This window comes from Pseudomonas sp. NFR16, from assembly GCF_900108875.1.
GTDB lineage: Bacteria > Pseudomonadota > Gammaproteobacteria > Pseudomonadales > Pseudomonadaceae > Aquipseudomonas.
The window spans coordinates 419,580-433,416 of sequence record NZ_FNYJ01000005.1 but is presented as its reverse complement, the minus strand read 5'-3'; the positions used below and the strand labels follow the sequence as shown (position 1 = coordinate 433,416).

At 56.5% G+C, this 13,837-nt stretch carries 9 protein-coding genes; 3 read left to right on the top strand and 6 right to left on the bottom strand.

All coding sequences use genetic code 11. From position 1 onward, the window contains the following. Nucleotides 1-4: 4 nt before the first annotated feature. Both gmhB and BMZ10_RS20655 read left to right on the top strand, forming a co-directional pair. Nucleotides 5-556 (top strand): D-glycero-beta-D-manno-heptose 1,7-bisphosphate 7-phosphatase, encoded by a 552-nt coding sequence (gene gmhB / locus BMZ10_RS20660; protein ID WP_093466542.1) that lies wholly within the window; start codon nt 5-7, stop codon nt 554-556. Nucleotides 557-611: 55 nt separating this feature from the next. Further along, nucleotides 612-1,382 (top strand): lysophospholipid acyltransferase family protein, encoded by a 771-nt coding sequence (locus tag BMZ10_RS20655; RefSeq protein ID WP_093466540.1) that lies wholly within the window; start codon nt 612-614, stop codon nt 1,380-1,382. Between the two features lie 179 nt (nt 1,383-1,561). On the opposite strand, the gene BMZ10_RS20650 is transcribed toward BMZ10_RS20655, so the two are convergent. After that, nucleotides 1,562-2,743, bottom strand: coding sequence for an MFS transporter (locus BMZ10_RS20650; protein ID WP_093466538.1), 1,182 nt, complete (start codon nt 2,741-2,743; stop codon nt 1,562-1,564). Between the two features lie 66 nt (nt 2,744-2,809). After that, entirely contained in the window at nt 2,810-5,455 is a 2,646-nt protein-coding gene (locus BMZ10_RS20645; RefSeq protein ID WP_093466536.1) for an MGH1-like glycoside hydrolase domain-containing protein, read from the bottom strand. Nucleotides 5,456-5,956: 501 nt separating this feature from the next. Here BMZ10_RS20645 and BMZ10_RS20640 point away from each other — a divergent pair. Next, on the top strand, nt 5,957-7,159 hold the full coding sequence (locus BMZ10_RS20640; RefSeq protein ID WP_143070315.1) for an acyltransferase family protein: 1,203 nt from the start codon (nt 5,957-5,959) through the stop codon (nt 7,157-7,159). Between the two features lie 66 nt (nt 7,160-7,225). Here the strand turns inward: BMZ10_RS20640 and gyrB are convergent, their stop codons facing one another. The 4 genes from gyrB to dnaA are packed head-to-tail and all read right to left on the bottom strand — an operon-like array spanning nt 7,226 to nt 13,447. After that, nucleotides 7,226-9,643, bottom strand: a complete 2,418-nt coding sequence (gene gyrB / locus BMZ10_RS20635; protein WP_093466531.1) for a DNA topoisomerase (ATP-hydrolyzing) subunit B — start codon at nt 9,641-9,643, stop codon at nt 7,226-7,228. Nucleotides 9,644-9,647: 4 nt separating this feature from the next. Next, entirely contained in the window at nt 9,648-10,751 is a 1,104-nt protein-coding gene (recF, locus tag BMZ10_RS20630) for a DNA replication/repair protein RecF (RefSeq protein ID WP_093466529.1), read from the bottom strand. Between the two features lie 15 nt (nt 10,752-10,766). Then, a complete protein-coding gene (gene dnaN / locus BMZ10_RS20625; RefSeq protein WP_093466527.1) occupies nt 10,767-11,870 on the bottom strand; it encodes a DNA polymerase III subunit beta in 1,104 nt (367 codons plus the stop codon). Between the two features lie 35 nt (nt 11,871-11,905). Next, the gene (gene dnaA / locus BMZ10_RS20620; RefSeq protein ID WP_093466754.1) at nt 11,906-13,447 is read right to left on the bottom strand and encodes a chromosomal replication initiator protein DnaA; all 1,542 of its coding nucleotides are present in this window, start codon (nt 13,445-13,447) and stop codon (nt 11,906-11,908) included. Between the last annotated feature and the right edge of the window lie 390 nt (nt 13,448-13,837).

Here is a 13,837-nt window from a genome sequence, read left to right as displayed (position 1 = left end):
AGCTTTGAAACTGGTGATTCTCGATCGGGACGGGGTGATCAACGAAGATTCCGACGCTTACATCAAGTCGGTGCAGGAGTGGATTCCGATTCCCGGCTCGATCGACGCAATCGCGCAACTGAGCAAAGCCGGCTGGACGGTGGCAGTGGCCACCAACCAGTCCGGCATCGCTCGCGGTTACTACGACCAGGCCACTCTCGATGCCATGCACGCGCGTTTGCGCGAACTGGTGGCGGAGCAGGGCGGCGAGGTCGGTCTGATCGTCTTCTGTCCACATGGCCCGGACCAGGGTTGCGATTGCCGCAAACCTCGGCCGGGCATGTTGAAGACCATCGCCGATCATTACGGTGTGGCATTACGCAACCTCTGGTTCGTCGGTGACAGCAAGGGTGACCTGGAGGCGGCGGCAGCCGTCGACTCTCAACCCGTTCTGGTCATGACGGGCAAAGGTCAGAAGACGCTAGGCGGTCCGCTGCCTGGGGGAACGTTGATTTTTGACGATCTGGCGGCAGTTGCCGCAGAACTTATCCACAAAAGCGCCACGTCTACCGACTGATCGTCGGCCTACGGTGCGCTACATCCGGGCAACGCCCGTAACGGTAAAAGCAGCTATGTCGATAGTGCAGGCCATCAGGATTTTCTTCTTTTACCTGCTGCTGGGCACCAGCGCCCTGCTATGGTGTTCGTTGAGTTTCTTCGTCGCGCCTTTCCTGCCTTTCCGCATTCGTTATCGCTTCATCAATGTCTATTGGTGTCGCTGCGCGGTATGGCTGACCAAGGTGCTGCTCAACATCCGAGTCAATGTCACCGGCCAGGAAAACGTCCCCAAGACGCCCTGCGTCATTGTTTCGAACCATCAGAGCACGTGGGAAACGTTTTTCCTTTCGGCGCATTTCCAGCCTTTGAGCCAAGTGCTCAAACGCGAACTGTTGTACGTACCCTTTTTTGGGTGGGCCATGGCGATGCTGCGTCCGATCGCCATCGATCGCAACAACCCCAAAGCCGCGCTCAAAGTAGTCGCCAAGAAGGGCGATGAGTTGTTGAAAGATGGTGTCTGGGTGCTGATCTTTCCTGAGGGAACACGCGTGCCTTATGGCCAGATCGGCAAATTCTCACGCAGTGGATCAGCGATGGCGGTCAATGCGGAGCTCCCGGTGCTGCCAGTGGCGCACAACGCGGGCAAATATTGGCCAAGAGAAGGCTGGGCCAAAAAGCCAGGCACCATCGAGGTCGTCATCGGCGAACCGATGTACGCCGAAGGCACAGGCCCTCGCGCAATCGCTGCGCTCAATGACCGAGTGGCCGCTTGGAACGAAGAAACGCAAAAGGCATTGGGCTCACCGGTCACACCAGCAGCCGTACCCGAGAAATCACCGGTGTGAATTGTGGATAACCTGTGCACCAAATGTGTGAGATTTTTGAGAATCTGAGCTAAGTCATTATTTCTATTACTTATTTCTGACAGCGACAAACGGCACCCAAACGTGCATAAGTTTTTTTGAGCCTACGTTTGATCCGCTGAAAACATCGGTCTTGAGCCTTCTTGGTCAAGACCGATTTTTTATGCCTGAGCGCTTGCTTGGCGCACGCTGCACAACGTCGCTATTCCGATCAAGACCAATCCTCCGCAAGCGGCGGCGACAAACCCCATCGAAGGCGACACATTGTCGATCGCGAAACCTACCAGCGGCATAGATAGCGTCTGTCCCATCCGGTTGGCCGAATCTTGCAGACCCATCACCTGACCACGCACGCTAGGAGGCGCCAGCTCAGCGACCGCTTCAGAGCTCGCAGCGAGGGTCGGCGTACACAGCAGGTTGGTCGGCAGCAACGCCAGCAATAGCCACCACCAGACATGGTCGAAGAACGCCACGGGGAGCAGCAACACGCTCATGGTCACGGCCAGTCGCGTCAATGACCAGGAGCGGTGAACGATGCCGTGGACAAAGCCACCGGCGATTGAGGCGATTGAGGTGGCGGCGATAACATAACCGGTGAACGCAATTTCCCCGTTTTCGCGCAGCACCGCAATCAAGGCCAGCTCTGTGCCGAACAGCACGAACAGCGCCCCGGAGCTCACCAGCAAGACGCCGATCAGCCGGGCACTCAACCACTCCCGCCATTTCAACCTGACCGGCTCTTCAACTGCAACGGCTTCATGGGGATTGCGTATCGGCCAGTTCAACAGGTAAAGCGCGACGTAGGACAACGCTCGCCATACGCCGATACCCACCAGCATCGAGGTCGCTGAGTAGTGTGTGATCAACAGAATGCCCACGGCGGGCGTAATCACGAAAGACAGCTCCATGAGCATCGTGTTGAGCGAATATGCAGCCCGGCGGTAATCTTCCGGCACCAGGCTGGCGATGAACTGACGCGACAGGGATCCCGTCGGCACGGTGAACATACCGGCAGCGAATGCCAGCGCCACGAAGAGCGTGAAATCCACCAAAGGCAGCGTGACCCACGCAGCGGTAGATACCGTTCCGCAAACCGCAACCACGGGACGAAGACCGTGACGGTCCATCATGCGGCCCAACAGCGGCGAGCCCACTGCGAATCCCAATGCAGTGGCGGTGCCGACCAGCCCCGCATCGAAGTAACTGCGGCCCATTTCATTGAGCACGTGAAGGCTAAGGGTGAGGGTCATGATCGTAAGCGGCAAGCCTGCAACGAACATGAACAGCGTTGCGGACATCACACGAGGGATGCCCAGCACTTTCTGATACCTGCGAAACGACATTGGTTACAGCTCCTTGAACCCGTTTCTTTCCTGTGGGTAAACATATCGCCAGGCCAACCGCCCGGCTTATTCCTTCGGTTGCAGCAGCAACGCAACCAACGCACTCCAGCCAGTCTGATGAGACGCCCCTAGACCCCGGCCGTTTTCTCCATGGAAGTACTCGTGAAACAGCACCAGGTTCCGGCTTTGCGGGTCCAGCTCCAGCTGTGGATAACCGGCCATTGACGGACGGTTTCCCTGCTCATCACGTAGAAAGAGCCTGCAAATGCGTAGGGCCAGTCCGTCAGCCACTTCTCCCATTGAGGCCAGATAACCTGAGCCGGTGGGGTATTCCACGGAGAAATTCGTATCGTAATAGCGATGAAACTCACGCAGTGACTCGATCAGCATGTAGTTCAGCGGCATCCAGACAGGGCCGCGCCAATTGGAGTTCCCGCCAAACAGCCGGGAATCGGACTCCGCGGGCTCGTAGTCTGCGCACAAGGTGTTGCCGTTAATGTGCATGCTGAACGGCTGATCGGCATAATGCCGCGAGAGCGAACGCACGCCGAAGGTCGAGAGAAACTCGGTCTCATCGAGCATGCGCCTGACCAGATCCTTGGTCCGCTGACCACGCAGCAGGGCGAGCAGTAATCGGTTGCCCTTACCTGGTTCTGTCCACCGAGAGACCAGTGCGGCGAGATCCGGTCGGTGTTGCAGGAACCCCAGCAGTCGCTCGCGCAGCCCGCTCAACCCCTCATGTTCCCGCTGTTCGAGCACGCGAACGGCGAACAACGGGATGAGCCCGACAAAAGAGCGCAGTCGCACTGACTCACGCAGTCCGTCTGGGCGATGCAGTACGTCATAAAAGAAGCCGTCATGATCGTCCCAGAGGCCTGCGACATCTTGATTGTCGACTTGATTGATCGCGCCCGCGATGTACAGGAAGTGCTCGAAAAACTTCACCGAGATATCCACATACACCTCATTGTGCTGCGCCAGCTCCAGCGCGATCCTCATCAGATCCAGCGCGTACGCGGCGACCCACGCGGTGCCGTCTGCCTGATCGAGCTGATAGCCCGGGGCGAGGGCGGCAGAACGATCAAACAGTCCGATGTTGTCGAGCCCAAGGAAACCGCCCTGAAATATATTGTGGCCTTCCGTGTCCTTGCGATTCACCCACCATGAAAAATTCAGCAGCAGCTTGTGGAAAACCCTCTCCAGGAAAGCCAGGTCGCCTTCGCCTCGCTGAGCTTTTTCCATCTGATAGACGCGCCAGCAGGCCCACGCGTGCACCGGCGGGTTGGCATCGTCGAAGCGCCACTCGTAAGCAGGCAGCTGCCCGTTCGGGTGCATGAAGCGATCTTTGACCAATAGCAGCAACTGATCCTTGGCGAAATCTGGATCGATCATCGCGAACGCAACTGCCTGAAATGCCAGATCCCATGACGCATACCACGGGTATTCCCATTTGTCCGGCATCGACACAATGTCGAAGTTGCACAGATGCCGCCATTGGCTGTTACGAACATCGGCACGCTGAGCGGGCACAGGATCGTGGGTCGCATCACCTTCCAGCCAGGCTTTGACGTCGAAGTGATACAGCTGCTTGGACCACAGCAATCCGGCCAGCGCCTGACGTTGAACGTTGCCGGCGTCATCATCTTGAAAGCCGTGTTGCAGCACGCCGAAGTACTCGTCCGCTTCAGCGCGACGTTGTTCAAACAATGCCTTGGCGTTGACGCGGGGCGAGCCGACGGGGGCGAAGCGAAGATACACCGCCTGCGATTCTCCCCCGGCCAGATTCAGAACGAAGTGTGCAGCTGCCTTGGTCCCGGCATCTCGCCGGACGGCCTGGGAATCGGCTCCCACGAGGCATTCGTTTATGCCGTCCTTGAACGGGCCATCGGCGGGCTTGCCGAAAAGCTTGGGCATGTTGGTGGCGTTCTCACAGAACAACCATTCACACGCCTCGCGTCCCCAGGCAGCGACTTCCTTGTCCGCCTCGCGAGGATGGCGCGCAATGATTCGGGTTTCATCCAGCGTAAGGGCAGGGCGCTCACATGCTTCGCGATTCCAACTCCATATATCGCGCGCCCAGATCTGCGGTAAGACGTGGAGACTCGCAGCGCATTCGGACCGGTTGACCACCGTCACGCGCATGAAGATATCGTCAGCGGTGTGCTTGGCGTACTCGATGCTGATATCGAAATAGTGGTTGTCATTGAATACGCCGGTATCGAGCACTTCATACTCTGGATCGTTCAGCCCCCTGCGAGCGTTTTCCTCGACGAGGTCGGCATAGGGAAAAGCCGCGTGCGGGTATTTGTACAGCATCTTCATATAGGCATGGCTGGGCAGTCCGTCGACGTGAAAATACAGCTCCTTCACATCTTCCCCATGATTCCCCTCGACATTGTTGAGTCCGAACAGCCGCTCTTTGAGAATCGAGTCGCGGCCGTTCCATAGCGCCAACGCGATGCACCAATGTTGCGATTTATCCGAGAAACCGGCCAGCCCGTCTTCGCCCCATCGATAGGCCCGGCTGCGCGCATGATCGTGCGGGAAGTAATCCCAGGCATTGCCGTCCGGGCTGTAGTCCTCGCGAACGGTGCCCCACTGACGATCACTGAGATAGGGCCCCCATTCACGCCACTGCGCTGCATCCGGTCCTTCAAGGCGCGTGCCTTCAACCGTGTCCTTCAAATTCTGACGTCTCGAATCATCGGGCATGTCGACTTCCACACTTAACGGACGCGCACGACGCTGATATTTCAAAATCTATCGATCAGCGACGTCGGTCAAATTATTGGCTAGCACGTTATTCACCTGCCCATTACCGATGGCAATTAGACGGGCCATACCTCAGGTGTATTGTCTCAAGGTCGAAACACGGTTTTGGTAAAGCAAGTTGTCAGGACGAGCAGCACCACCGCGGTGAATGGATCGAAACGTTGTCGGCCGGATCGCGAGAGGCGGTATGAGTATTGGGTGACCTTACCTCCAGGCAAAACAATAACGTCAATCTGATCCAGATGCTCGCTGCAAGCGCGTTATGTTTTCACGGTAGTCCAGTCGACAGCGGCACCCATACTGTTGAACCGCCTTGCCGCGCCATTCATTGAACAGCCTGCGATGTCGGATGGCAGGTTTTTGCAGCGTATTTCGCATCACGGCTCAACGGGTTGACGGCGTTTAGGGTGGGAGCAGGGAAGGGCACCGCATGAAGGCTCATTGACGAAAAGCTGTGCCAAAACCCAACAGGATATTGCAGGGAAGGAAGTAGGCATGAAGAGGTTCCAGGTGCTGGACAGTTTCCGCGGGCTGTGTGCGCTTAGCGTCGCGATCTACCATGTGCACATTTCACAAAGCTTCGGCGAGTGGGCGTTCTTTCGCAATGCTCATTATCTGGTCAGTTTCTTCTTCGTACTCAGCGGCTTCGTCATGTGTCACACATACGGTCGACGGCTGAAAGCGAACGGGCAGTTCCGGCATTTTTTCATAACGCGAACCATGCGCCTCTACCCCTTGCATGTCTTTGTGCTTGCGCTCGCTATCGGCCTCGAGTGCGTCAAACTGGCAGCCGAACATTCAGGGCTTACGTTCAATCAGGGCAGCTTTACAGGACAGCGAGCGCCGCAGGAAATCATTCCAAACCTATTGCTCTTGCAATCATGGTGGCCGGGCTTCAATCCGCAGTCCTTCAACTTCCCGGCGTGGAGCATCAGCGTCGAGTATTACATTTACATGATCTTCGCCGGCATTCTGCTGCTTTCGCCCGCTTCAGCGTTCAAGATTTTCGCCGTGATGTCACTCATCGCGACGGTCATGCTTTTTTTCGGCAGTGCGCCTCTGGCCGAACCGGTGCTGCAAGGACTCTCCTGTTTTTTTGCCGGCGTCATGACCTACCAAATCTACCTGATGATTCAGGAATGGCGTGGCTCCGCATGGTTGTACACCGTGGCGGAAGCCACCGCGATCATACTCGTGACCATCGCCATGGTTTCAGATCTGCCACAGAAACAGATCATGCTGACTCTGCTGTTCTGCGCGGTGATTCTGATGTTTTCGTTCGAAGGCGGTCTGTTGTCGAAGGCATTGAAGGCAAGGCCCTTTGAGCAACTGGGAACGCTGTCTTACTCGATCTACATGACGCACGCGATGATTCTGTTCACCGCTACGCTGAGCCTTCTTATGGTTGGGAAGTTCACCGGGCAATCCTGGGTGACTTACACAACCGAAGGGCCCGGACCTTACCTCTCGTTCAGTAATCCGATTCTGAACAACCTGCTGTTGGTGACCTTGCTGGTGGTCATCATTGCACTCTCTGCATTGACGCACCACTTTGTCGAGTTGCGCGGGATTCGATGGGGGAAACGTTGGGCCAGGAAGGGTGATTTGATGCCTGGCGCAAAGCCGGCCAATACGCCGGTTTAGTCAGTGCACAACAAAAAAGCCCCGAATGACGCGAGTCATTCGGGGCTTCTGTTGACGCATCCGGGATCAGAAATCCAGGTTGGAAACCGCCAACGCGTTGGCTTCGATGAAGTCGCGACGTGGCTCGACCGCATCGCCCATCAAGGTGTTGAAGATCTGGTCCGCTGCGATAGCGTCTTCGATCGTGACCTTGAGCATACGGCGAACAGTTGGGTCCATGGTGGTTTCCCACAGCTGATCCGGGTTCATTTCGCCCAGCCCTTTGTAGCGCTGGATGGTGTGGCGCTTGGTACTTTCCGCCATCAGCCAGGCCAGCGCTTCCTTGAACTCGGTCACTGGTTTCTTGCGCTCGCCACGCTGAACGTAAGCGCCTTCCTCCAGCAGGGTGCTGATCTGAGCGCCCAAGGCAGTGACTGTTTTGTAGTCATTACTGCCGAAGAAGTCGCGGTTGAACGTTACGTAATTCGACAAGCCGTGGGAGATCAATTCGACCTCTGGCAGCCAGACATTCCGCTCACGGTCTTCACGCAGGCTGGCCTTGTATACCAGACCGGACTTCTCGCCGACGCGCAGACGCTCGTCAAACTTGGCGAGCCAGTCCTGCATCGCAGCGTGATCAGACAGTTGCTCCATGGCCACAGGTGGCAGGTACACGAAATGCTCGGTCAGCTCCTGCGGATACAGGCGAGACAGACGCTTGAGCGTTTTCATCACCATCCGAAAATCGTTGACCAGTTTCTCCAATGCGGCGCCAGAGATACCAGGGGCGGACTCGTTCAGGTGCAGGCTTGCATCTTCCAGGGCCGACTGCGTCATGTATTCTTCCATGGCGTCGTCGTCTTTGATGTACTGCTCTTGCTTGCCCTTTTTAACTTTGTACAACGGCGGTTGCGCGATGTAGATGTAGCCGCGTTCAACCAGCTCCGGCAACTGACGGAAGAAGAAGGTCAGCAACAGGGTACGAATGTGCGAACCGTCGACGTCAGCATCCGTCATGATGATGATGTTGTGATAACGCAGTTTGTCGATGTTGTACTCTTCGCGGCCAATACCGCAGCCGAGCGCAGTGATCAACGTCCCGACTTCCTGCGAGGAAATCATCTTGTCGAAACGGGCTTTCTCAACGTTCAGGATCTTGCCCTTGAGCGGCAGGATCGCCTGAGTCTTGCGGTTGCGCCCCTGCTTGGCCGAACCGCCAGCAGAGTCACCTTCCACGAGATACAGTTCAGAAAGGGCAGGGTCTTTCTCCTGGCAGTCAGCCAGTTTCCCCGGCAGGCCAGCGATATCCAGAGCGCCTTTGCGGCGTGTCATCTCGCGCGCCTTGCGAGCCGCTTCACGTGCGCGGGCGGCGTCGATCATCTTGCCCACGACGGCTTTGGCTTCGTTCGGATTTTCCAGCAGGAAGTCGGAGAAGTATTTACCCATCTCCTGTTCAACCGCGGTCTTCACTTCGGACGAGACCAGCTTGTCTTTGGTCTGGGAACTGAATTTCGGATCCGGCACCTTCACCGAAATGATAGCGGTCAGACCTTCACGAGCATCGTCACCGGTGGTGGCGACTTTATGCTTCTTCGCCAGACCTTCCTGCTCGATGTAGTTGTTCAGGTTGCGAGTGAGCGCCGAACGGAAACCAACGAGGTGAGTACCACCGTCGCGCTGAGGGATGTTGTTAGTAAAACACAACAGGTTTTCGTTGAAGCTGTCATTCCATTGCAGGGCAATCTCGACCCCCACGCCATCGTCACGCTGAACGTTGAAATGGAATACCTGGTTGACCGCAGTCTTGTTGGTGTTGAGGTATTCGACGAAAGCGCGCAAACCGCCTTCGTACTTGAACAGCTCTTCCTTGCCGCTGCGCTCGTCCTTGAGAACGATGCCCACGCCGGAGTTCAGGAAGGACAGTTCGCGAATACGCTTCGCAAGAATGTCCCAGCTGAAGTGAATATTCTTGAAGGTGTCGGCAGATGGCTTGAAGTGGATCTGCGTGCCGGTGGTGTCGCTGTCACCCACGATTTTCATCGGTTCCTGTGGAACACCGTGAACGTAGGTTTGCTCCCAGATTTTCCCGCTTCGACGCACTGTCAGTTTTAGCTCTTCCGACAGGGCGTTCACAACAGAAACGCCGACACCGTGAAGACCGCCAGACACCTTGTACGAGTTATCGTCGAACTTACCGCCCGCGTGCAGGACCGTCATGATGACTTCTGCTGCCGAAACGCCTTCTTCTTTATGCACATCCACCGGGATGCCGCGACCGTTGTCGCGTACGGTGATCGACTCGTCCGGATGGATGATGATGCTGATGTCATCGCAGTGACCTGCGAGCGCTTCATCGATCGAGTTATCCACCACTTCAAAAACCATGTGGTGGAGACCGCTGCCATCGTCCGTATCGCCGATGTACATACCGGGACGCTTGCGTACGGCATCAAGTCCTTTCAGCACCTTAATGCTGGACGAGTCGTACGTTTGATTTTCGCTCATGCATTCACTCCCGATGGTCGTGGGTCTGGGTGATACAGCCGTGTTCCACGTGGAACAAAGCAACCGGCGTATCCGTCTGCCAGCCTTCCCTCAACAATTCATGATCTACACAGGTGATGAACACCTGGCAGCGTAATTCTTCCAGCAAGCGACATAACGCGCTGCGGTGATGCTCGTCGAGTTCTGAAGGCAGATCATCGACGAGATAAATACATTGGCCGCGGCGGGCCTGGCTCACTAAATGGCCTTGGGCAATACGTAGCGCGCAGACCACCAGCTTCTGCTGACCGCGCGACAGGATATCCGCTGCGTTGTGACCGCCGAGCCGCAGCCGCAAATCAGCCCGCTGAGGTCCCGCCTGGGTATGGCCGATCTGCTGATCCCGATGAAGAGACGAAGCGAGCACCGAGCCGAGATCTTTCTCTTTGTCCCAGCCGCGGTAGTAACTAAGGGTCAAGCCCTCGAGCTGGACTAACTCGCTAAGGGTTTGCTCAAAAACCGGCTTGAGTGCTTTGATGTACGCGCGCCGAAATTCGTCGATGTCATCGCTCGCCAAACACAGTTCTCGGTCCCACGCAGCTTGTGAAGCAACGTCAAGTGTACCATGTCGAAGCCACGAGTTTCGCTGCCTCAGGGCCTTCTGCAAGCGCTGCCAGGTGGCCATAAAACGAGGTTCCACGTGGAACACTCCCCAATCCAAAAACTGCCGACGGATCTTCGGGGCGCCTTCCAACAGTCGAAAACTGTCAGGATTGATCAACTGGAGTGGCAGGGTTTCCGCGAGCTGCGCTGCGCTTTTGGCGTTCTGCCCGTCAATGCGGATTTGAAATTCGCCTTGGCGATCGCGCGAGATTCCAAGACTGCTATGCCCACCTTCGGCTAACTCGACCTGTCCAAACACGGTGCAGGCAGGCTGCTCATATTGAATGACGGGTTGCAGGCGTATGCTTCGAAATGATCTGGCGAGACCAAGCAGATGTATGGCTTCAAGGACACTGGTTTTACCACTGCCATTGGCGCCATAAAGGATGTTGATTCGGGGAGAAGGAGAGAAGGTCACCGGTTGCAGATTGCGCACCCCGGTGACCGAGACGCGACTGAGAGACATCTATCGTCTGCTGATTTATAGGCGCATCGGCATAACGACATAAGCCGAATCGTCGTTGCCGGATTCTTGCACCAACGCGCTGCTGTTCGAGTCGGACAGAATCAAACGCACTTGCTCGGTGGTCATGACGCCCAATACGTCCAGCAGGTAGCTGACGTTGAAGCCGATCTCCAGAGAACTGCCATTGTAATCGACGCTGATTTCTTCTTCCGCTTCTTCCTGTTCAGGGTTGTTCGCCTGAATCTTCAGCTGACCGCTTGCGAGCTGCAGGCGAATACCGCGGTACTTCTCATTGGAGAGAATCGCGGTGCGGCTGAACGCTTCGCGCAGTGCCTGGCGATCGCCAACAACCAGCTTGTCGCCACCCTTAGGCAACACACGTTCGTAGTCGGGGAATTTGCCGTCCACCAGCTTTGAGGTAAATGTGAACTCACCCGTCGTTGCACGAATGTGATGCTGACCCAGGACAATGCTGACCAAGCCATCCTGCTCGGTCAGAAGACGCGCGAGTTCCAGGATGCCCTTACGTGGAACGATCACCTGATGACGATCGGCCTGCTCGATTTCCGCCGCCATCGAACACATTGCCAGGCGGTGACCATCAGTTGCGACCGCGCGAAGAACGCCCGACTGCACTTCAAGCAGCATGCCGTTGAGGTAGTAACGGACGTCCTGCTGGGCCATCGCAAAGCTGGTGCGTTCGATCAAACGACGCATCTTGCTCTGCACAAGGTTGAAGGTCAGTGAGCCCGGGCCTTCTTCAACCGTCGGGAAATCGTTGGCTGGCAGCGTGGACAGGGTGAATCGACTGCGACCTGCTTTGACAACCAGCTTCTGTTCATCGACTTTGACGTCGATCAGCGCGTCGTTCGGCAGGCTTTTGCAGATGTCCATCAGCTTGCGCGCAGGGACAGTGATTTCGCCCGGTTCTGCAGGCTCTTCCAGTTGGACACGACCTACCAGTTCGACTTCCAGGTCAGTACCCGTCAAGGACAGTTGCTGGCCCTCGACGACCAACAGCACGTTCGACAGAACCGGCAAGGTCTGGCGGCGTTCGACAACGCCTGCGACCAGTTGCAGGGGTTTCAACAGGGCTTCGCGTTGAATGGTGAAATGCATGGTCTAGTCCCTTGCCTTGATAAGCTGCGTCGGCATCACGTAGTCAAAGTACGCAGCAGGTTCTTGTAGTCCTCGCGGATGTCCGCATCGGATTCTTTAAGCTCGTTGATCTTGCGGCATGCGTGCAGCACGGTGGTATGGTCGCGGCCGCCAAACACATCGCCGATCTCCGGGAGACTGTGGTTGGTCAATTCCTTGGACAACGCCATCGCCACCTGCCGTGGCCGCGCGACCGATCTCGAACGACGTTTCGACAAAAGGTCGGAGATCTTGATCTTGTAGTACTCAGCGACTGTACGCTGAATGTTATCCACGCTCACCAGCTTGTCTTGCAATGCCAGCAGGTCCTTGAGGGACTCGCGGATTAGTTCGATGGTGATGTCCCGGCCCATGAAGTGCGAGTGAGCGATGACGCGCTTGAGCGCACCCTCGAGCTCACGCACATTGGACCGGATCCGCTGGGCGATGAAAAACGCGGCGTCGTGGGGCAGTTCGACCTTAGCCTGATCCGCCTTTTTCATCAGGATTGCCACGCGAGTTTCCAGCTCGGGCGGTTCCACAGCTACCGTCAGTCCCCAGCCGAAACGCGACTTGAGACGTTCCTCGAGCCCTTCGATTTCTTTTGGATAACGGTCACTGGTCAGGATCACCTGCTGACCACCCTCAAGCAACGCGTTGAAGGTGTGGAAAAACTCTTCCTGAGAACGCTCCTTGCGCGCGAAGAACTGGATATCGTCGATCAGCAATGCGTCGACAGAGCGGTAGAACCGCTTGAATTCGTTGATCGCGTTCAGCTGCAGCGCCTTGACCATGTCGGCAACGAAGCGCTCGGAATGCAGATAGACAACCTTCGCGTTCGGATTCTTCTTAAGCAGATGATTGCCGACAGCGTGCATCAAGTGCGTCTTACCCAGGCCAACACCGCCATAAAGGAAAAGCGGGTTATAGCCATGCTTGGGGTTATCCGCTACCTGCCAGGCGGCCGCACGGGCCAGCTGGTTGGATTTACCCTCGACGAAATTCTCGAAGGTAAACGTGCGATTCAGGTAGCTGGTGTGCTTGAGCGCGCCTTCAACCTGAACATTACGCTGCTCGGCACGCGCCGGAGCCTGCTGAGAGCTGGCACCCGCCATAGGGTCGAAGCTTGCGCGCGAAGGCTCGTCATCCACATCCAGAGAGGCTTGAACGGTAGGAGCAGGGGCCACAACGGGTGCAGTGACAGGCGCAGAGGCGCTGACTTCGCTGCTCGCGGCGGCCTGCGCGGCTTGAGCCTGAGAAGCAGCGGCGGCGGCAGCCAGTGGTGCGTTGGGCGCAGCCCGGGGCGCAGAACTGCGTTTGCTGCCTATTAATAAGGAAAGCGCAGGCGCGATGCCCTGACCGTGCTCACCCAGCAATTCAAGCAGCCGGCTCAGGTACTTCTCGTTGACCCAATCGAGCACAAAACGGTTGGGCGCGTAGACACGCAATTCGTCGCCTTCGGCTTCGACCTGTAGCGGACGGATCCAGGTGTTGAATTGCTGGGCAGGCAGCTCATCGCGCAATAGCTCTACGCACTGCTGCCAAAGTTCCACTGACACGGACATCCCCTAAGTTCAAAAGCCGGTGAGGCAAAATCAAGCGCCCATTGTAACCACCCGACGTGGACTTATCCACATGTAGGACGCTAAGAGATACCTCAAAATCAAGCGTTTATCGAAAAGAAAGCCGACAAACGGCACGCTCGTAAGCTATGTGGATAACTCGATCTCAGGGCTTTGCATAAGTCGGGGTTGAAATCTGTGGATAAGCGCGCTGTGGATAAATAGCCTTTTCACCCACAGGTTTTCCGACTGCGGAGCACAGCCGCCGCACCGCTTGTGGACAGAGTTTAGTTTCTCTGTACATCAGGCACAATGGGACTCTCAGAATGTTATCAACAGACCGGCGGTGCCTAAGCTTTTATAAGCTTTACAGAAAAGCTTTAAATA

Excerpts from the sequence above, each read along its gene's own strand:
- BMZ10_RS20650 (WP_093466538.1), bottom strand. The coding sequence starts at position 2,743 with ATGTCGTTTCGCAGGTATCAGAAAGTGCTGGGCATCCCTCGTGTGATG.
- recF (WP_093466529.1), bottom strand. The coding sequence starts at position 10,751 with ATGTCTCTCAGTCGCGTCTCGGTCACCGGGGTGCGCAATCTGCAACCG.
- BMZ10_RS20645 (WP_093466536.1), bottom strand. The coding sequence starts at position 5,455 with ATGCCCGATGATTCGAGACGTCAGAATTTGAAGGACACGGTTGAAGGC.
- dnaN (WP_093466527.1), bottom strand. The coding sequence starts at position 11,870 with ATGCATTTCACCATTCAACGCGAAGCCCTGTTGAAACCCCTGCAACTG.
- gyrB (WP_093466531.1), bottom strand. The coding sequence starts at position 9,643 with ATGAGCGAAAATCAAACGTACGACTCGTCCAGCATTAAGGTGCTGAAA.
- BMZ10_RS20655 (WP_093466540.1), top strand. The coding sequence starts at position 612 with ATGTCGATAGTGCAGGCCATCAGGATTTTCTTCTTTTACCTGCTGCTG.